The sequence below is a fragment of the Tsuneonella suprasediminis genome (assembly GCF_003605755.1).
Taxonomy (GTDB): domain Bacteria; phylum Pseudomonadota; class Alphaproteobacteria; order Sphingomonadales; family Sphingomonadaceae; genus Tsuneonella; species Tsuneonella suprasediminis.
Genome location: NZ_RAHJ01000019.1, coordinates 134,331 through 152,677 on the forward strand (window position 1 = coordinate 134,331; position 18,347 = coordinate 152,677).

18 protein-coding genes, 1 tRNA gene and 1 pseudogene are annotated in these 18,347 nt (G+C 58.5%); 12 read left to right on the forward strand and 8 right to left on the reverse strand.

Annotation, left to right across the window (positions count from 1 at the left end):
- On the reverse strand, positions 1-555 hold a 555-nt coding region (locus D6858_RS15850), incomplete at its 3' end, for a hypothetical protein (RefSeq protein WP_165859688.1).
- Between D6858_RS15850 and D6858_RS15855 the strand changes: the two genes are divergently transcribed.
- Positions 554-1,501 carry a YadA family autotransporter adhesin gene (locus D6858_RS15855; RefSeq protein WP_120109955.1) on the forward strand — a complete coding sequence of 316 codons (948 nt, stop codon included), beginning with the start codon at positions 554-556 and terminating at the stop codon, positions 1,499-1,501. The genes D6858_RS15850 and D6858_RS15855 overlap by 2 nt on opposite strands.
- 322 nt (positions 1,502-1,823) lie before the next feature.
- On the opposite strand, the pseudogene D6858_RS16335 reads toward D6858_RS15855, so the two are convergent.
- The 4 genes and pseudogenes from D6858_RS16335 to aroA all read right to left on the reverse strand — a co-directional run bounded on the left by D6858_RS16335 (position 1,824) and on the right by aroA (position 5,171).
- A pseudogene (locus D6858_RS16335) lies at positions 1,824-2,605 on the reverse strand (IS5 family transposase).
- A 303-nt stretch (positions 2,606-2,908) separates the two neighbouring features.
- Positions 2,909-3,538 carry a (d)CMP kinase gene (locus D6858_RS10525; RefSeq protein ID WP_120109958.1) on the reverse strand — a complete coding sequence of 210 codons (630 nt, stop codon included), beginning with the start codon at positions 3,536-3,538 and terminating at the stop codon, positions 2,909-2,911.
- Positions 3,535-3,792 (reverse strand): CBU_0592 family membrane protein, encoded by a 258-nt coding sequence (locus tag D6858_RS10530; RefSeq protein ID WP_420823831.1) that lies wholly within the window; start codon positions 3,790-3,792, stop codon positions 3,535-3,537. The genes D6858_RS10525 and D6858_RS10530 overlap by 4 nt, the downstream gene beginning before the upstream one ends.
- Entirely contained in the window at positions 3,789-5,171 is a 1,383-nt protein-coding gene (gene aroA, locus D6858_RS10535) for a 3-phosphoshikimate 1-carboxyvinyltransferase (RefSeq protein WP_120109960.1), read from the reverse strand. The genes D6858_RS10530 and aroA overlap by 4 nt, the downstream gene beginning before the upstream one ends.
- A gap of 127 nt (positions 5,172-5,298) precedes the next feature.
- On the opposite strand from aroA, the gene D6858_RS10540 reads away from it, so the two are divergent.
- The 10 genes from D6858_RS10540 (at position 5,299) to D6858_RS10585 (ending at position 14,302) form a co-directional block, all read left to right on the forward strand.
- Positions 5,299-5,619: a TIGR02300 family protein gene (locus D6858_RS10540; RefSeq protein WP_120109962.1), complete on the forward strand. Its 321-nt coding sequence runs from the start codon at positions 5,299-5,301 to the stop codon at positions 5,617-5,619.
- Between the two features lie 109 nt (positions 5,620-5,728).
- Positions 5,729-5,804 (forward strand) — tRNA-Ala (locus tag D6858_RS10545).
- Between the two features lie 120 nt (positions 5,805-5,924).
- On the forward strand, positions 5,925-7,397 hold the full coding sequence (gene ffh, locus D6858_RS10550; protein WP_120110695.1) for a signal recognition particle protein: 1,473 nt from the start codon (positions 5,925-5,927) through the stop codon (positions 7,395-7,397).
- Positions 7,398-7,430: 33 nt separating this feature from the next.
- Positions 7,431-7,892: a 30S ribosomal protein S16 gene (rpsP, locus tag D6858_RS10555; protein ID WP_120109964.1), complete on the forward strand. Its 462-nt coding sequence runs from the start codon at positions 7,431-7,433 to the stop codon at positions 7,890-7,892.
- Positions 7,893-7,916: 24 nt separating this feature from the next.
- A complete protein-coding gene (gene rimM / locus D6858_RS10560) occupies positions 7,917-8,387 on the forward strand; it encodes a ribosome maturation factor RimM (RefSeq protein ID WP_120109966.1) in 471 nt (156 codons plus the stop codon).
- A complete protein-coding gene (trmD, locus tag D6858_RS10565; RefSeq protein WP_120109968.1) occupies positions 8,384-9,130 on the forward strand; it encodes a tRNA (guanosine(37)-N1)-methyltransferase TrmD in 747 nt (248 codons plus the stop codon). The genes rimM and trmD overlap by 4 nt, the downstream gene beginning before the upstream one ends.
- Positions 9,127-9,492, forward strand: a complete 366-nt coding sequence (gene rplS, locus D6858_RS10570; RefSeq protein ID WP_102154166.1) for a 50S ribosomal protein L19 — start codon at positions 9,127-9,129, stop codon at positions 9,490-9,492. The genes trmD and rplS overlap by 4 nt, the downstream gene beginning before the upstream one ends.
- Positions 9,493-9,672: 180 nt before the next feature.
- The gene (locus tag D6858_RS10575; RefSeq protein ID WP_420823832.1) at positions 9,673-11,970 is read left to right on the forward strand and encodes a S9 family peptidase; all 2,298 of its coding nucleotides are present in this window, start codon (positions 9,673-9,675) and stop codon (positions 11,968-11,970) included.
- Positions 11,960-13,165: an APC family permease gene (locus tag D6858_RS10580; RefSeq protein ID WP_133305277.1), complete on the forward strand. Its 1,206-nt coding sequence runs from the start codon at positions 11,960-11,962 to the stop codon at positions 13,163-13,165. The genes D6858_RS10575 and D6858_RS10580 overlap by 11 nt, the downstream gene beginning before the upstream one ends.
- Before the next feature lie 111 nt (positions 13,166-13,276).
- Positions 13,277-14,302: an aspartate-semialdehyde dehydrogenase gene (locus D6858_RS10585; protein ID WP_120109972.1), complete on the forward strand. Its 1,026-nt coding sequence runs from the start codon at positions 13,277-13,279 to the stop codon at positions 14,300-14,302.
- Between the two features lie 40 nt (positions 14,303-14,342).
- On the opposite strand, the gene D6858_RS10590 is transcribed toward D6858_RS10585, so the two are convergent.
- Genes D6858_RS10590 through D6858_RS10600 form a run of 3 tightly spaced genes read right to left on the reverse strand, consistent with a single transcriptional unit; the run spans position 14,343 to position 17,477 of the window.
- A complete protein-coding gene (locus tag D6858_RS10590) occupies positions 14,343-15,941 on the reverse strand; it encodes a DHA2 family efflux MFS transporter permease subunit (protein WP_120109975.1) in 1,599 nt (532 codons plus the stop codon).
- Between the two features lie 8 nt (positions 15,942-15,949).
- On the reverse strand, positions 15,950-17,041 hold the full coding sequence (locus D6858_RS10595) for an HlyD family secretion protein (protein ID WP_120109978.1): 1,092 nt from the start codon (positions 17,039-17,041) through the stop codon (positions 15,950-15,952).
- A complete protein-coding gene (locus tag D6858_RS10600; RefSeq protein WP_120109981.1) occupies positions 17,034-17,477 on the reverse strand; it encodes a MarR family winged helix-turn-helix transcriptional regulator in 444 nt (147 codons plus the stop codon). The genes D6858_RS10595 and D6858_RS10600 overlap by 8 nt, the downstream gene beginning before the upstream one ends.
- Before the next feature lie 76 nt (positions 17,478-17,553).
- Here D6858_RS10600 and D6858_RS10605 point away from each other — a divergent pair, with 76 nt between their 5' ends.
- Complete coding sequence (locus D6858_RS10605) at positions 17,554-18,321, forward strand: alpha/beta fold hydrolase (protein ID WP_120109984.1); 768 nt, start codon at positions 17,554-17,556, stop codon at positions 18,319-18,321.
- The last annotated feature ends 26 nt before the right edge of the window (positions 18,322-18,347 follow it).

Sequence of the window (18,347 nt, forward strand, 5' to 3'; positions counted from 1 at the left end):
CAGCACAGTTGGTTCGCTCAGCACGACGGTGTCGAGCAACACACAGGCTGTTGGTTCGCTGAGCACCGGCCTTTCGAGCACCAACAGCACGGTCGGTTCGCTGAGCACGACGGTGTCGAGCAACACACAGGCCGTTGGCTCGTTGAGCACAGGTCTGTCCGCGACGAACAGCAGTGTTGGCTCGCTCAGCACTGGTCTTTCGAGCACCAACAGCACTGTTGGTTCGCTGAGCACGACAGTGTCCAGCAACACACAGGCCGTTGGTTCGTTGAGCACAGGGCTGTCCGCGACGAACAGCAGTGTTGGCTCGCTGAGCACCGGCCTTTCGAGCACCAACAGCACAGTTGGCTCGCTGAGCACCGGCCTTTCGAGCACTAACAGCACGGTCGGCTCGCTGAGCACCACGGTATCGAGCAACACGCAGGCCGTTGGTTCGCTGAGCACCGGCCTTTCGAGCACTAACAGCACAGTTGGTTCGCTGAGCACGACAGTGTCCAGCAATACCGAATCGGTCGGTTCGTTGAGCACTGGATTGTCGACCACCAACAGCAGCATGGGTTCTCTCAGTACAGCTGTTTCGACTGCAACCAGTTCACTTGCTCCATTGCTGAAAGTCGCTGAAGCTTCGACCGATTCCGATCAGAAGCTGGCAACCAGCGTTGGCGGAAGTGGCGGCGCTCCATCCGGCATGATTGCCACCGATGGGAATGCCAACACTGGGGAGGGCGCTGGCAACTATGCTGATTTCGATGCCATCGCTTCGGTCGGCGGACGGGACTCGCTGGCAACCGGCTTCTTCGCGAAAACCGATGAAGGGGTGACGGGGGGCTCAGCTTTTGGCTCGTGGTCGCAAGTAACAGGCAACAATGGCACCGCCATTGGTTATAGTTCGCTGGCAGGCAAAGAGGCGACTGCCTTGGGCTATCGCAACCAGGCAAGTGGTGATCAGTCGACTGCTGTTGGCTACAACAACGTCGTATCGGGCGCCAACTCGGGTGCGGTTGGTAGTGGTAACTCTGTCGCTGCCAACAATACCTACGTCATGGGCAACAACATTACGGTGGATGCAAACAGCTCCAATTCGGTTGTGCTTGGCAACGGCAGTGTCGCCAGTGGTCCAAACACAGTGTCGGTCGGTGCTGCTGGTGCTGAGCGTCGGATCACCAACGTCGCAGCGGGTGAGGTTTCGGCCACATCCACTGACGCGATCAACGGAAGCCAGCTTTTCGCGAGCAATCAGGAACTGCGGTTCGACCTGAATGCGCTGCGTAACGATACCAACGCCGGTATCGCCAGTGCGGCAGCGATTGGCACTCTCCCGCAGGCGATTAATCCGGGCAAGGTTGCTCTCGCAATCGGCTCTGGCTTGAGGAGTGGTGAGGTCGGCCTTGCGTTCGGTGTAAGCTACCGTACCGAAGACGATCGCGGCACTGTTCAGGGACGTATCGCAACGGATCGCGGGGCAACAACGGCTTCGCTGGGTCTGGGGATCGAGTTCTAAGCTCTCTCCTCTGATCGGCTTACCGAAGTCGGTAAAGTCAACAGACAGTCCCGCCCGGGCAGAGCTCGGGCGGGATTTGTTTGTCTCAAGCTACATACGGGTGACCATGTGTTCGAAATTTAGCTGGGTTCATTCCGGAAACCGCGAGATGATCGAGGGATATCGAGTGCGAGAATGGGTTGGCTACTGTTCATCGACGAAACATGTGGGAGTTAATGTTAGTGAACTGAACTTTGGTCGGCGTTCGCTGTGTCAAAGCCGAACCAAAATTCCAGGAATATGTCAGCGGAACAGGTATTCAATAGCATTTGCCAAAAACATCTTAGGTTCTGTTGACAAAAGCCTTCAGCCATAGGCGGATGCTTGCGAGGTTGAGGAAGCTGGCGAAGGATAGCGCGGTCTTGTCGTAGCGGGTTGCGATGCGGTTGGACTGCTTGAGCTTGTTGAACATGCGTTCGATGCGATTGCGATCCTTGTAACGACGATAGTCGGGATGCTCGGGCACTTTGCGGTTCGAGCGGGGCGGGATAATGGGCAGGATGCCCCGGATCAGCAGGCTTTCACGGAAGCGGTCACCGTCATAGCCCTTGTCCGCGAGCAGCGCCTTGGGCGTGGCGACCGGGATTGCCATCAGCGGCTCGGCTGCGGTGTAATCGGATGCTTCGCCGCCGGTCAGGACGAAGCAGAGAGGGCGTCCCTGATTGTCACATCGGGCGTGGATCTTGCACGTAAAGCCGCCGCGTGATCGACCAAAAGCCTCCTTATGAGTCCCCCCCTTGGGCCGGCGGCCTGCGAATGGCCCCGGACGCTCGTGCTATCGATCATGTGCTGCCAGTCATCGGTCAGCCCCAGATCAACCAGCGTTTGCAGCAAGGCATCCCAGACACCCTGCTCGGCCCATCGCCGGAACCGGACATAGACCGAGTTCCACTTGCCGTAACGCTCATGCATGTCGCGCCAGGGACAACCGACCCGCAAAACATGCAGCATCCCATTGAGGACGTGCCGGTTATCCCCTGCTGGCCGTGCCCAACGGCCCCGCTCAGACGGCAGCAGCGGTCCGATTACTTCCCATTCTTCCTCCGACAAATCCCCGCGCGCCATGGCTGCTCCCGCAAAAAGCAGTCTTGAATCAGCCCAGGGCGGTTTTGGGAATCCCCTACCAAGCTTTTGTCAACAGGGCCTAGGCTTCTGATGTTTGCTCAATTATATTTGGTTTCCAATCGCGCTTTCTGTGTTCAGTAATGCCGAACTGATGCATACTGCTGACAGAATGGGTTTACCGGGCATTGAGAAGCTGATCGGGTGTCCACAGTCTGATTGACTTGGTCTATCCAGTCTGGGCGAGAGCGTTCTCATTCTTGCTATATCGATACTGAAGGCAATTCCCCATAACGGGATTGGCCCCTATAGGTGGCTTTTCAATGCCTCTTCGGTGGCGTCGATGGCCGCAGCCAACGCCTGATCAACAGTCAGTTCGCTTGTGTCGATCAAATAAGCGCCATCGGCGACCCGCAAAGGGGCATCTTTTCGCCCCAAGTCACGCTCATCACGGCGACGGAGTTCTTCTGCGATTTCGTCGAGAGTAATCCTGTTGCCGCGTGTCTGCATTTCTTTCCACCGCCGCATGGCGCGGGCATCGACAGTGGCAGTGATGAACAGTTTAACGTCGGCATCCGGGGCGATCACAGTGCCGATGTCGCGGCCATCTAGCACTGCGCCGCCGGGCTGTTCGGCGAATGCGCGCTGTCTTTCGAACAACGCCTGGCGCACCGTCGGGTGGATCGACACCCGGCTTGCCAGACCGCCGCATTCTTCTGTTCGCAAATGGGGGTCGCTTAGCAATTCATCAGCAAAAGTCGTCGCGGCGAGAGCATCGACGGGATCGTCCGGATCTCCTCCATCAAGGAATACTTGTCGGCCGACAGCACGATATAGCAATCCGGTGTCGAGGTGCGGTAAGTCATAGTGAGCCGCCAGAGCTTTCGCGAGCGTGCCTTTGCCGGAGGCGGTAGGGCCATCGATGGCGATAATCATGTACGTCGCTGCCGTTTCATCAAAGCTTTGACCAAGCCGTAAATCGCGATTGCCGCCCAGAATCCTTCAAGCACGAGACTGGGCCAGTTGGTGTGAACCAACAGGGACACCGTCAGCAATGCTGCGCCGAGCAGATTGGTGCCGTGCAGGATGAACGGATTGTGTCCGGGGCGCAGGGTCAGATATGCATATGCGCCGATAATGCAGGCCATACCTGCGAATCCGACCAGCGAATAGATATCGAGCCCGGTCAAGTCATCGCCTCATCGAGCAGAGCTTCGAATGCCGGGAAGCTGGTGGCGATGGGTCGGGTATCGTCGATCTCTACCCCTTCTTTCGTGACCAATCCGGCGATTGCCATGCTCATGGCGATGCGATGGTCGAGATGGGTGATAACCGGTGCGCCGATCGTGCCGCGCAATGGTTCCCCGCCTGACCCGTCGATAATCAATCCATCTGCGGTTTCTTCCACCCGTGCGCCTGCGGCGGTGAGGGCGGTGGCCATTGCGGAAAGACGATCGCTTTCCTTTACGCGCAACTCGTCGAGACCACGGGTAACGGTGCGTCCGTTCGCCAATGCGGCGGCCACGAACAGTACCGGGAACTCATCTATCATTGATGGCGCCACTGCCGGATCGACATCGATGCCACGCAATTCAGCGTGGCGGACACGCAAGTCAGCAACCGGCTCCCCGCCAACTTCGCGGGCGTTTGTTTCTTCGATGTTGGCCCCCATTTCGCGGAGCACTTCGACCAGTCCGGCGCGGGTGGGGTTGAGGCCAACGTTTTCTATCAGCAGGTCGCTACCTTCGATCAGGCTGGCGGCGACCATGAAAAATGCGGCCGAGCTGGGGTCGCCCGGAACCTCTATTCGCTGGGGCGTCAACTCTGCCTGACCGTGAACGCGAATCACGCGTTCGCCCGCTTCTTCCCCAACATCAACCTGCGCGCCAAAGCCACGCAACATGCGTTCGGAATGATCGCGGGTTGGTACTGGTTCGATCACGGTCGTAATTCCGAGCGTATTCAGCCCCGCAAGCATAATCGCGCTTTTCACCTGTGCGCTGGCAACGGGCAGCTGGTATGAAATCGGGACGGCCGGTTCCGCTCCGGTCATCATCAGTGGCAAAGTGCCGCCGGGAGAGGTGGTGAACGTGGCCCCCATCGCAGACAGTGGATCAATTACGCGGCCCATCGGACGTTTTGAAAGGCTGGCGTCTCCAGTGAAATTCGCAGTAATTGCGTGGCTGGCAATCAGGCCTATCAGCAGTCGGGTCGATGTACCGGAATTGCCCATCTCCAGCGCCGAATCGGGTTGCAGCAGGCCGCCAACGCCAACACCGTGAATACGCCATTCAGCGCCGGTTTTCTCGACATGTGCACCCATTGCCCGCATCGCGGCGGCGGTGGCCATCACGTCCTCGCCTTCGAGCAGGCCGGTTACCCGCGTTTCGCCAACGGCCATCGCGCCCAGCATAACCGAGCGATGACTGATCGATTTGTCTCCGGGGACACGGAGGCGGCCTGTCAGGGGGGCAGTGGCTGTGAAGCGGCGTGGTGTGGGGTTTTCGTTCACGGATGATCCGACTGTATTGAATATTTGCAATGCGCGCGGCTCTTTGACAGCGCCCATGCCGTGTGGCAAGGCGCGCGCGCTTTTCACGGTGCCACTTGATTCAGGGTCTATTCGCACCCATCAAGCAGCCACGGAATTAAACGCCTGATGCCATAAGGTATCGAGGCCAAGCCAAGGACAGACAATGGTCAAGCCAGAGTGGGGCACCAAGCGTTCGTGCCCCAAGTGCGGTGAACGCTTCTACGATCTCGGCAAGGACGAGCCGGTGACGTGCATCGAATGCGGCGAGGAATGGTTCCCTGAGCCGGTGCTCAAATCCAAGCAGCCGATTCCGTTCGAGGAAGAAAAAGAGAAGAAGGACAAGGAAGCCGATAGCGACCTTGCGGACGACGATCTGGAAGACATCGACGAAGATGATGATTCGCCGGATAATGACGTCGATCTGGGCGGCGATGACGACCTTGGTGTTCAGACCTCTTCGGACGATGATGACGACGATAATTGATTTCGCCCTTGCATTGGTGGGGCGTGGCTCATAAAGGGCGCGTCCTGCCAGTCACCCGCGGTTGCGGATTTGATGGGCAGGCCGACTTTGGTCGGTAGATGAATGGTACGGGGCCTTAGCTCAGCTGGGAGAGCGCCTGCATGGCATGCAGGAGGTCAGCGGTTCGATCCCGCTAGGCTCCACCATTCAAGGTTTGAAAAAGTCGGTTCCGTTTCAGGGTCCGCACGCTGGCCGACGAGGTTTCGTCCGCCGGCGTTTTTGGCATTTGGCGATATTCCGTCGCCGCGAGTGGAGTGAACGAGCGCATGTTCGACAACCTGTCCGACCGCCTCGGTAACGTATTCGACCGCCTGCGCGGCCGTGGCTCGCTGAACGAAGCCGACGTTCGCGAAGCGATGCGCGAGATTCGCGTCGCCTTGCTGGAAGCGGACGTGGCGCTGCCGGTGGCACGACGGTTTATCGATGCGGTGACGGAAAAGGCCGTGGGGCAGGATGTGCTCCGCTCGGTCACTCCGGGGCAGCAGGTCGTCAAGATTGTCCATGACGAACTGGTCGAAATGCTCGGCGGGCAAGAACATCAGGGGCTGTTGCTGGAGGCGAAGCCCCCGGTTGTGGTGATGATGGTCGGCCTGCAGGGTTCGGGTAAGACGACCACGACTGCCAAGCTGGCCAAATACATTCGCGAACGCCACGGCAAGAAAGCGATGATGGCATCGCTCGACGTTGCCCGGCCTGCCGCGCAGGAACAGCTCGCTGTTTTGGGTGAGCAGGTCGATGTCGCCACTCTGCCGATTGTCAAAGGGCAGCAACCGGTCGACATCGCGCGCCGGGCGATCGAATCGGCAAAGTTGCAGGCAGTCGATGTCCTGATGCTCGACACCGCCGGTCGTCTCCACGTCGATCAGGCGTTGATGGACGAGATGAAGGCGGTCGCTGCCGTTTCCAGTCCGACCGAAGTGCTGCTGGTGGTCGATTCGCTGACCGGGCAGGACGCCGTCAACGTCGCGCAGAGCTTCAGCGGCGAAGTTCCGCTGACCGGCGTGGTGCTGACCCGGATGGATGGCGATGCGCGTGGCGGTGCGGCGCTGTCGATGCGGGCCGTTACCGGCAAGCCGATCAAGTTCGCCGGTACCGGTGAGAAACTCGACGCGATCGAAGCATTCCATGCCGGGCGTGTTGCGGACCGTATCCTCGGCATGGGCGACGTTGTCAGCCTGGTCGAAAAGGCGGCGGCGACGGTCAAGGAAGAAGAGGCCGAACACCTCGCCAAACGTATGGCGAAGGGGCAGTTCGATCTTAACGATCTGAGAATGCAGCTGCGCCAGATGCAGAACATGGGCGGTTTGGGTATGCTCGCCGGGATGATGCCGGGCATGAAGAAAGCCAAGGCAGCAATGGCGGAAAGCGGGATGGACGACAAAGTGCTCGTCCACATGGATGCCATCATCGGTTCGATGACCGCGAAGGAACGCGCCCGCCCCGAACTGATGAATGCCAAGCGCAAGAAGCGTGTGGCCGCCGGATCGGGTACGCAGGTTCAGGATGTGAACAAGCTGCTCAAGATGCACCAGGAAATGGCGCGGGCGATGAAGCAGATCAAGAAGATGGGCGGCCTCAAGGGGCTGGCTGCCATGTTCGGCGCTGGTGGCGGCGGGGCAGGCGGCATGGGCGGGCTTGGTGGCCCTGGCGGTGCAGGTGCGCCACCTTCGCTCCCCGGACTGGGCGGGATGGGCGGCAATATGCCGTCTAACCTGCAGGATTTGATGAAAAAGAAGTAATTCTAAGAGTTTATATTGGAAAGGTAACCAACAATGGCAATTGCAATCCGTCTGTCGCGCGGTGGCGCGAAGAAGCGTCCTTATTACCGCATCGTCGTGTCGGACTCGCGTTCGCCGCGTGACGGTAAGTATCTGGAACAGATCGGCACCTACAATCCGTTGATCGCCAAGGGCGACGAAAACCGCGTGAAGATTGACAGCGACCGTGCGAAGCACTGGCTTTCGGTTGGTGCCCAGCCGAGCGACCGCGTTGCTCGTTTCCTTGATGCTGCCGGCATTCGTGAGCGCGCTGCCCGCAACAACCCGAAGAAGGGTGAGCCGGGCGAAGCTGCCAAGGCTCGTGCAGAAGAAAAGGCTGAGAAGGCTGCGGAAGCCGCTGAAGCTGCCAAGGCAGCTGAAGCAGAAGCCAATGCACCGGCTGAAGAAGCTGCAACCGAAGAAGCCGCTGCCGAAGCGCCCGCCGAAGCTGCTGGCGAGGAAAAGGCTGAGGGCTGATCCTTGGTCTCGGACAAGCCCGTCATGCTTGCCGCCATCGCAGGCGCGCACGGGGTGACGGGCGAAGTCCGCCTGAAGCTGTTTGGGGAGGGCGTTGCTGCGCTCTCCCGCTACCGCAGCTTCAATGATGGCACGCTGACACTCAGCAAAGTGCGGAGCGATAACAAAGGCGGTGCTATCGCGCGTTTTGCCGAAGTGACCGACCGTACTGCAGCGGAGAAGTTGCGGGGGACGCAGCTCACGATTTCTCGCGCCGAAATGCCGCCGCTGGAAGACGGCGAGTTCTATCACTCCGATCTGCTGGGCTTGCCTGCGGTTTCTCACACCGGCGATCCGCTCGGTGAAGTTGTGGCGGTCGAAAATTTCGGTGCGACCGATATTCTCGAAGTGAAGCGGCCCGATGGCAAACGGTTTATGGTCCCTCTTACCGATGAAGCGGTGCCCGAATGGGACAGCGAGCGGGTGGTGATCGTGGCAGAGTTCGTCGTCACGTGACCTTCGCCGCGACCATTCTCACGCTGTACCCGGAGATGTTTCCCGGCCCGTTGGGCGTGTCGCTCGCAGGCCGGGCGTTGGAGCAGGGGAAATGGTCGTGCGATCCGGTGCAGGTCCGCGACTTCGCGACGGACAAGCATCGCACGGTGGACGATACGCCTGCCGGTGGCGGGGCCGGGATGGTGCTGAAAGTCGATGTGCTGGCCGCAGCGGTCGATCACGCGCTGGCGCAGCAGCCCGATTGCCCGGTTCTGGCCATGACTCCGCGTGGTGTCCCGCTGACGCAGGAACGCATACGGGCGCTGGCAGCCGGGCCGGGGGTTACAATCCTGTGCGGCCGATTTGAAGGGTTTGACGAACGGATTTTCGAAACCCGCCCGGTCGAGCAGGTGAGTTTGGGCGATATAGTCCTGTCCGGCGGAGAACCTGCCGCGCTGGCCCTGCTCGACGCTTGCATTCGCTTGCTTCCGGGCGTAATGGGCGCGGCTTCGAGTGGGGCCGAGGAATCTTTCGAAGAAGGATTGCTCGAATATCCGCACTATACCCGACCTAATGAATGGGAAGGGCGCACGATCCCTGAAGTGCTGCGATCGGGGGATCATGCGAAAATCGCAGCGTGGCGCAAGCAACGCAGCGAGGAAGATACACGGCTACGCAGGCCGGACCTTTGGGAGCGTTATGGTAACGCTCGGGGCCGCCCTGCCTCTGGTGCGCAGCGAGAAATGAAGGAACCGGACCAGTGAACCTGATCCAGCAGCTCGAGGCGGAAGCCATCGAAAGCCTTGCCGAAGGCAAGGACATTCCCGAATTCCGCGCCGGCGATACCGTCCGCGTGGGTGTGCGCGTTGTCGAAGGCACACGCACACGTACCCAGAACTTCGAAGGCGTGTGCATCGCGCGTTCGAACCGGGGCATCAACAGTAATTTCACCGTCCGTAAGATGAGCTTCGGCGAAGGTGTGGAGCGTGTTTTTCCGCTCTATTCGCCGAACATCGAAAGCATCACCGTGGTTCGCCGCGGTGTCGTGCGCCGGGCGAAGCTTTATTATCTGCGCGGCCGCACCGGCAAGCGCGCCCGTATCGCAGAGCGGCGCGAGAACGCCTAAGCGATACTGCTTACCGACTTTTACAGTCACCGAAGGAGGGCGTTCCGGCAATCGGCCGGGGCGCCCTTTTCGTTTGTAGTGCCTCTATTCCTGCGAATGGGCAGCGAAAGCTTGCGCCTGCCATGGTGAGCGCCCTAGGCAGTCAGTCGATGACAGCAAGAGAGCCGAGGCCCTATTTCAATGCCCATCAAACATCTGGTCGCAACGGCGAGTTTTGCTGCATGCACCGCTGCCCTGCCGTTTCCTGCCTTTGCCGGTGAAAGTGCACCCTACATGACTGAGAAGCCCTCTTCAGTGCCCAGCACGACAACCGGCGACACGCTGACGCTGCAACGTGTGTTTGCCAGTCCTGCTCTGGATGGGAAGAGCCCGCGCGGGGTAAAGCTCTCTCCCGACGGTCGGTGGCTGACTTTGCTCCGCAATCGCGACGACGATCGCGAGCGTTATGACCTGTGGGCATTCGACCGGGAGAGCGGTCAATGGACTATGCTGGTCGATTCCGAACAGCTCGGCACTGGGCGCGCACTATCCGAAGCGGAAAAAATGCAACGCGAGCGCAAGCGGATCGGCAATCTCAAAGGAATCGTCGCTTATGATTGGGCGAAGGATTCACGTAATTTGCTGGTCCCGCTCGATGGCGATCTGTTTCTGGCTGGTATCGACGGAAGTGTTGCCCGCCTGACCGACAGCGAAGCTGACGAACTGAACGCATCGCTCAGTCCGGAAGGCGCCTATATCTCGTTTGTCAGCGATCGACGGCTGTGGACCGGTACAGTCAGTGGCGCAGCGCCGAAGGCTATCACCCCGCAGGAAACCGCTGACACGGTGCACTGGGGTGAAGCGGAGTTCGTCGCGCAGGAGGAGTTGGGTCGCCATACCGGTTACTGGTGGTCGCCGCACGACAAACGCATTGCTGTGCAACGGTTTGACGAATCGCCCGTTGGCGTTGTCACCCGTGCGGCTATCGGCGCGGAGGGCACCCGGACATACGATCAACGCTATCCCGCTGCCGGAACACCGAACGCGCTGGTGCAACTGTTCGTTATGGACCCGTATGGAACAAACCGGGTCGAAGTGGATCTGGGTGCCGACCGCGACATCTATCTCGCGCGGGTGGACTGGGCGCCCGATGGCAAGACGCTGTATGTTCAGCGGTTCGACCGTTTGCAGACCCGGCTCGATATGCTCAAAGTCGATCCCGCGACCGGCAAAAGCGAAGTGCTGTTCAGCGAAAAGGCGGCGCCGCAGCATTGGATCAATCTGACCGACGATTACAAGTGGCTCGATGATGGCAGTCTGATCTGGCGATCGGAACGCGACGGCTATGGCCATCTCTATCGCTATGCTGCCGGAAAGTGGACGCAATTGACCCAAGGGGAGTGGGTCGTCACTGGCCTTGACGGAGTCGATCAGACGAGCGGAACGGTGTTTTTTACCGGCACGAAAGATGATGTGCTGGCTCCGCAAGTCTATTCGGTCCTTCTGGATAGGCCTGGTGCCGAACCGGTACGACTGACCGATGCGAAATTCTCCAACCGCGCGTCGATGGATGGAAAGGGGCGCTCGCTGATTGTTACGCGATCGGCCACCGATCGACCGGCGCAAAGCTATCTCGCTGACTCGGAAGGGCAACGAATTACCTGGATCGAGCAGAACGCGCTCGATGACGATCATCCGTACACCCGATATCTGGCTCGGCATCGTGCGCCGCAGTTCGGCACGATCAAGACAACCGATGGTGCGACGCTCCATTGGAAGATGATCGTGCCCGAGATGGAGCCGGGGAAACGCTATCCGGTATTTTTCAGCCATTACGGCGGTCCGCACTCACAAACAGTGACGCGGGGTTGGGGCGGCGCGCTGGAGCAAGCCATCGTCGATAAAGGTTATATCTGGTTTCAGATCGATAACCGGGGAAGCGCAAATCGGGGAGTCGCTTTCGAGAAACCGATTTGGCGGGCGATGGGCGGGGTCGAGGTTCAGGACCAGAAAGCCGGGGCGCAGTTTCTGAAGAACCTCGACTATGTCGACCCGGATCGCATCGCGACTTATGGCTGGTCCTATGGCGGGTATATGACGCTCAAGATGCTGGAGGCCGATCAGGGCTTCTATGCCGCCGGGATCGCCGGGGCCCCTGTGACGAAATGGGAATTGTACGATACGGCCTATACCGAGCGCTATATGGGCTTGCCTGCGCCAGAGTTCGATGCCCTAGCATATCAAAAATCCGACGCATTGCAGGACGCGACGAAGATCGCAGATCCTTTGCTGCTGATTCATGGAATGAGCGACGATAATGTGGTGTTCGAAAATTCGAGCGCCCTGATTGCGGAACTTCAGGCAAATGCGGTGCCGTTCGATATGATGCTTTACCCTGGCTACACTCACCGTGTGAGCGGGCCGAAGATCGGCGTTCACTTGTGGAATACGATTTTCGATTTCCTCGAGAAGAATAGAGTGCCTGCTGGTGGACAGTAACGTCTCCGCTCCGTCTGGCAGCGAGCGTGTGCTTGGCCCCGGCGGGGCATGGGCGATGGCTGTCGGCGGGATGATAGGCGGCGGGATTTTTTCCACGCTCGGAGTGGTGATTTCCGTCGCAGGTGAGTGGACCTGGGTCAGCTTCCTGCTGGGAGGTATCGTCGCCCTTGCATCGGGACATTCCTATTCGGCGCTGACCAGGCAGGTCGGACAGTCAGGTGGTTCCTATGCCTATCTGCGTGAGATGGGTTGGAAAACAGCCTCGCGCATCGCTGTGTGGGTGCTCGTTGCGGGATATACCCTCACGGTGTCAGTCTATGCAGTGACATTCGGTGCATATGCAGCATTCGTTTTTGGAATGCCGCAGTGGGTTGCATTACTTGCAGGGATCGCTGCGATTGTCATTCTTGCAGGGGTCAACTTGCTGGGAGCGGCAGAGGCGACTTTGCTGGAAAAGGTCGCGGTCTGGGGCAAGCTTGCCATTCTGCTGCTGCTTGCCGGTGTTGGGTTGTGGCACTGGGCGCCTGAAAGATTGATGCTGGAGGCAGGCGATCCGGTGGGATTTGGCAGCGCATTGATCGGCATGGGCGTCGTATTCATGGCATACGAAGGCTTCCAGCTTTTGAGCTATGATTACGAGGAAATGCGCGACGCGCCACGCACGATAGCGGTGGCGATGCCGCTGGCAATTATTGTCACCACGATCACCTATATCGTTGTATCGCTGGGCGCCGGAATGCTGGCCGGGGCGGATGCGATTGTTGCCAACAAAGAGGTGGCGCTGGCGATTGCCGGACGGGAGGCGTTAGGGGTTGCAGGATTCATTGCTGTGTCCGTTGCAGCCACTTTCTCCGCCGGATCGGCCATCAATGCTACGGTGTTTGCGACTGCGCGATTGGCTGAACAGGCAGCGCAGGATGGCGAAATGCCTGCGCTATTCGCCAGTCGTGATGAACGAAATGTCCCGTGGTTCGGCACGATTGTTATCTCGGCCGTTGCCATCGTACTGGTGTTGGTCGGCGGAATCGAACAGCTTGTTGAAGGTGGCAGCTTCGTTTTTCTGATCGTGTTTGGGCTGGTCAATTGGCTCGCGATTATACGCCGGGCCGGACAACGCTGGATCGCCGCGATAGGGTTGACAGGTTCTTGCGGAGCGGCCGCAATGCTGATTCTCCACCTTCTAGGCATTGCCTGAGGTGGGAGACAACCCCTGCTTTGTGCGCCGCAATAACGATCACTTTGCTCTTTGCCCTGCGGCGCGTATTGGAGGCGCCGAGATCAGCCGATGTAATTGGAGTTATCGATAGTGGGATACCGGGTGGCAGTCGTTGGTGCGACAGGTAATGTGGGGCGGGAAATGCTCGCCGTTTTGGCTGAACGCGAATTCCCGATTGATGAGATTGCAGCCGTCGCCAGCAGCCGTTCGACCGGTTCTGAGGTTGAGTTCGGCGATACCGGCAAGATGCTGAAGTGTAAGAATATCGAGCATTTCGATTTTAGCGGCTACGACATTGCTCTGTTCAGTGCAGGCGGTGGCCCTGCCAAGGAATACGCGCCTAAGGCGGCGGCAGCTGGCTGTGTGGTCATCGACAACAGTTCCTATTTTCGCATGGACCCGGACGTTCCGTTGATCGTCCCCGAAGTGAACCCCGACGCGATCGACGGGTATTCGAAGAAGAACATCATTGCGAACCCGAACTGCTCGACCGCCCAGATGGTCGTCGCGCTCAAGCCGTTGCACGATGCCGCCGGGATCAAGCGCTGCGTTGTTTCGACTTATCAGTCTGTTTCCGGTGCCGGAAAGCAGGGGATGGACGAACTGTTCGAACAAAGCCGCGCTATCTTCGTGGGCGATCCGGTCAACGCCAAGAAGTTTACCAAACAGATCGCGTTCAACGTGATCCCGCACATCGATGTCTTCCTCGACGATGGATCGACCAAAGAAGAATGGAAGATGGTGGTCGAAACCAAGAAGATCCTCGATCCGAAGGTAAAGGTTTCGGCGACCTGCGTGCGTGTGCCGGTGTTTGTTGGTCATGCGGAATCGATCAATCTCGAATTCGAACGCGAACTCTCGGCCGAAGCGGCAATGGACATTCTCCGCGAAGCACCTGGCGTGATGCTGGTCGATAAGCGTGAGGACGGTGGCTATGTCACTCCGGTTGAGTGTGTCGGCGACGGTGCGACCTTTATTAGCCGTGTGCGAGAAGATCCGACTGTCGAAAACGGTCTTAACATCTGGTGCGTTTCGGACAATTTGCGGAAAGGTGCGGCTCTGAACGCGGTGCAAATCGCGGAACTGCTTGGCCGCCGCTGCCTCAAGAAAGGCTAAGCCGGCAGGGCAGAACAGGGCAGGGTGGCGGTGGAGTGGCTCACTCAGATAAAGGTGGTGGTGCTTCTTCCGACTTAGGCGGCACCGCTTTCCGCATAATCAGAACCAATGGCAAAGTGGCCAGAGTGAGCCAGCCCATCAGATAAAAGTCGTCGATATATCCGATCATGGCTGCTTGCCGATTCACTTCGGCATCGACGATCCGCAATGCGGTGTCCCCAAGGCTTTGGTATCGGTCGATAGTCGTAACATCGACCATGTCGGTGGTGACAGAGGTGACATGGCCACCAATATCAGAGTGCGCGATTTGTATATTTCTTGCGAGAAACACCGTCACCACCGAAATGCCGACCGAAGAGCCTACGTTACGAGCCAGATTGAGCAGGCTCGCTCCATCAGTCCGCAAATGTGCAGGCAGTGTAGCAAAGGATGTGAAGTTTAGCGGCATAAACGCCAGGCCGACCCCCAGGCCCTGCACGAACCCTGCCGATATGATGTGCCACCGATCAACGGCCAAGGACCAGTGCGACATCTCGAACAGAGAGTAAGCACAGATCATAAATCCAATGCCTACCGGAATACGCGGGTCGATTCTCTTACGGAGGAGGATTCCGCCAATCTGCATCGATATCAGCACCCCGATTCCGCGAGGAGCCAGCACGAGGCCGGTATCGACGACGTCATATCCGAGCAGATGTTGCATCATCGGGGGCAACAATGCGATCGAAGCGAACAGAACCAGCCCGACCATGAATATCAGCACCATGCCGATCAGGAAATTGCGATCTTCGAACAGCTCCAGATCGAACAGCGGATGTTTCACCGTGACAAAATGGATAACGGCAAACCAAATCGCCGAAGCGAGGGTGATGGCATAGATCCACGCCTCCACCGATGCGAACCAGTCGATCTGGGTGCCTCGGTCGAGCAGGAGTTGCAACGAGGTCAGCCCAATTCCGATCATTGCGAAACCGGCCAGATCAATCGAGCGATTTCGCCGTTCGCGTTCGGGCAAACCAATCGCCAGCATTGAAAATGCAAGGGCACCGACCGGAACATTGACATAGAAAACCCAGCGCCAGTTGCCGCTTTCGGTTAGTATGCCGCCAAGGACCGGGCCGACGATGGGCCCAATCATGATGCCTGCCGACCAGATTGCCATCATCGTCGGCTGCTTGCTCGGTCTGGAACTGTCGAGCATAAAACTCTGGCTCATCGGTGCGATGAAAGCGCCGGAAATTCCCTGCAGGATGCGGAAGAACACCATCTGTTCAAGATTCTGTGCTAGTCCGCACAACATTGAAGAGCCGACAAAACCCACGACCGCCGTCATAAATAGGCGCCGAGCACCGACCTTATCCGCTAGCCAGCCAGTGATTGGCATCGCAACCGCCGATGCAATGATGTAACTGGTGAGCACCCATGTCACGGTGTCGGCTGTGGCACCCAGCGCAGCCTGCATATGGGGAAGGGCAACGTTAGCGATGGTCCCGTCGAGCACTTGCAGCAACGAGGCCATCATCGCCCCCACTACGAGCGCAGGGAAATTATCGGATGGGTTTGCCGCTACATCTTCGATAGGCGTGGCAGGCGCACGAGTGCGCTTTTCAGGGCGCGCAGGATTTGCCGTGCTCGCCATGCCGGGGCTTACTTGCGTCCGTCAGTGAAGACAGTGACGAATGCCGACTGACCAGCGATCAACTGGCGCGGAGTCTTCCCTTCGATGGCGATCCGCACAGGAACACGCTGAGTCACTTTAACCCAGTTGCCAGTGGCATTTTGAGCAGGAAGGACCGAAAACTCCGATCCGGTTCCCGCCCCGATAAAAGCAACGTGCCCTTTGAGTTTGAGGCCGGGGTATGCATCGAAAGTGATTTCCGCCGGTTGCCCGACCTTCATGTCCGCTAGATCGGTTTCTTTGTAGTTGGCAGTGACATACGAGCTTGCGGTTTCCACGATTGTCAGAACGGGCAGCCCCTGCAGAACCATCTGGCCTAACTGTAGCCGATCTGCCTGCGCTACCCGTCCACTTTCAGGAGCGCGCACTTCGGTTCGATCCAGATTGAGTTCCGCCACACCGCGCTGCGCCTTCGCAGCCGCGATCTGGGGATTCTCGCCCGGAACCTGTGGCCCATGTGCCAGCTTAGCGCGCGCTTCCACCTGGCGGGCCTGTGCCGCTCTCAGCGATTCACGGGCTTGAGCGACTGCATGTTCAGCTGCCTCCAGATCGGCCTTTGTTGTAAATCCGCGTTTCCATAACGCCTGCTGTCGCGCCAGTTTAGCCTCTGCAAAGCCGATGTCCTCGCGGGCGGCAGAGATATCTGTCCCGCTTAGGTCGGGTGAATTTTCGAGAGCGGTGATATTCGATTGAGCCAGAGCGATCTGAGCATTAGCCTGATCGACCTGAAGACGGAAAGGTTCGGGATCGATCCGGAACAGCAACTGCCCAGCCTTCACCATCTGTCCGTCTTTAACCGCGACTTCCACGATTTTGCCGCCCACTTCGGCACTAACCGACACTTTGTCTTGTTGAACGTAAGCATTGTCGGTCGAAACTTTGCCTTGCAGGCTTAACCAATAGAAAACCGCGCCGCCGATCAGCAAGATTGGGAGCGAAAGCATTAATGCCAGTTTGCCGAATGAACGAGGCTTCCTGTTCTCAGTGGCGGGAAAATCTTCGTCGGTTGTGGCGATCTGGTCTGTAGTTTCAAGAGGACGGGCCGCGTCTGCTTCAGCCATGACGCGGCTCTCCATTCGACGTACTGCCAAGGTTCACGGATACCCGTTGCAACAGGCCCATAAGCTGAGATTCCTCTTCCCCACTGAAACCCGCCAGCATGGTTTCCATCAATACTTTAAGGGCTTGCCTGATACGCGCAATCTCTTTCCGGCTCTTCTCGGTCAGGAAAAGTAATCTTGCTCTTCGGTCGCTGGGGTTGGCTTGCCTTTCGACAAGGCCGGCATCTTCCATTCGGTCAACCATTCGGCAGAGGGTTATCGGCTCGATCTCAAGTCGGTCGGCGTAAAAGGCCTGATTTTCACCCGGTTTTCGATCCAGCAAGAGCAGCAATCGCGCCTGCGCCGATGTAATACCCAATGATCGAACCCGGACATTGAATTCCCGTCGCAGCAATCGGGCGCTGTCGGACAAAAGGTATGCCGTCGAATTTTCCATACGTGTAGTTATAATAAGTGTGCTTATGAAGTTCAATCCGGCTTGCGAAGGCTTTGCTGATCGATAGAAGGCGGCCATGACGAATCTCGAACCCGATCTTCGCACAGAGACTGTTCCCGGTTTTGGCGGCGCCGATCTCGCAGTTCATCGTATGGGGAGTGGGCGACCGGTTTTGCTGCTGCATGGCCTGTTTTCGGACGCGAACACCAATTGGATGCGTTTCGGACATGCGCGTAGGCTGGCTGACGCGGGTTTCGAAGCGATCATGCCCGATTTGCGGGCGCATGGACACAGCGCAAAGCCGCACGATCCGGCTGCATATCCGGTCGACGTGCTGGTGCGTGATCTGTTCGCATTGGTTGAGGAAATCGGACTGGAGGAATACGACCTTGTCGGCTTCTCGCTCGGTTCACGAACGGCTGCGCGTGGCGTGATCGCTGGTCTTGATCCGCGGAGGCTGGTGCTTTCGGGCATGGGGCTGGAGGGGCTTGCCGGGTGGAACCGCCGCGCAGCATTCTTCCTCGATGCTATCGACCGCTTTGACGAGGTGAAGCACGGCGATCCGGCGTTTTTTGCCGTCAGCTTTATGAAAACGCAAAAGGTTGACCGCGTTGCCGCCCGATTGCTTCTCCGGTCGGTGGGTGACACGACGCCGGAAGAATTGGCGAAGATTACCATGCCGACATTGGTGCTATGCGGTGTTGACGATCGCGATAACGGTTCGCCTGAAAAACTGGTCGAAGCTCTGCCCGACGCCCGTCTGGCGGAGATTCCGGGCACACATATGAGCTCGGTCGCAGAAAGCGCATTGGGCGAGGAACTGGTGCGCTTCCTGTCGGCTTGATTAAGTCGCGGCACAGGTTCAAACCG

Bases quoted from the DNA above. Each gene is read 5' to 3' on its own strand.
- D6858_RS15855 (WP_120109955.1), top strand. From the start codon at position 554: ATGGGTTCTCTCAGTACAGCTGTTTCGACTGCAACCAGTTCACTTGCT.
- D6858_RS10525 (WP_120109958.1), bottom strand. From the start codon at position 3,538: ATGATTATCGCCATCGATGGCCCTACCGCCTCCGGCAAAGGCACGCTC.
- aroA (WP_120109960.1), bottom strand. From the start codon at position 5,171: ATGGGCGCTGTCAAAGAGCCGCGCGCATTGCAAATATTCAATACAGTC.
- D6858_RS10540 (WP_120109962.1), top strand. From the start codon at position 5,299: ATGGTCAAGCCAGAGTGGGGCACCAAGCGTTCGTGCCCCAAGTGCGGT.
- ffh (WP_120110695.1), top strand. From the start codon at position 5,925: ATGTTCGACAACCTGTCCGACCGCCTCGGTAACGTATTCGACCGCCTG.
- rpsP (WP_120109964.1), top strand. From the start codon at position 7,431: ATGGCAATTGCAATCCGTCTGTCGCGCGGTGGCGCGAAGAAGCGTCCT.
- rimM (WP_120109966.1), top strand. From the start codon at position 7,917: ATGCTTGCCGCCATCGCAGGCGCGCACGGGGTGACGGGCGAAGTCCGC.
- D6858_RS10575 (WP_420823832.1), top strand. From the start codon at position 9,673: ATGCCCATCAAACATCTGGTCGCAACGGCGAGTTTTGCTGCATGCACC.
- D6858_RS10590 (WP_120109975.1), bottom strand. From the start codon at position 15,941: ATGGCGAGCACGGCAAATCCTGCGCGCCCTGAAAAGCGCACTCGTGCG.
- D6858_RS10595 (WP_120109978.1), bottom strand. From the start codon at position 17,041: ATGGCTGAAGCAGACGCGGCCCGTCCTCTTGAAACTACAGACCAGATC.
- D6858_RS10600 (WP_120109981.1), bottom strand. From the start codon at position 17,477: ATGGAAAATTCGACGGCATACCTTTTGTCCGACAGCGCCCGATTGCTG.
- D6858_RS10605 (WP_120109984.1), top strand. From the start codon at position 17,554: ATGACGAATCTCGAACCCGATCTTCGCACAGAGACTGTTCCCGGTTTT.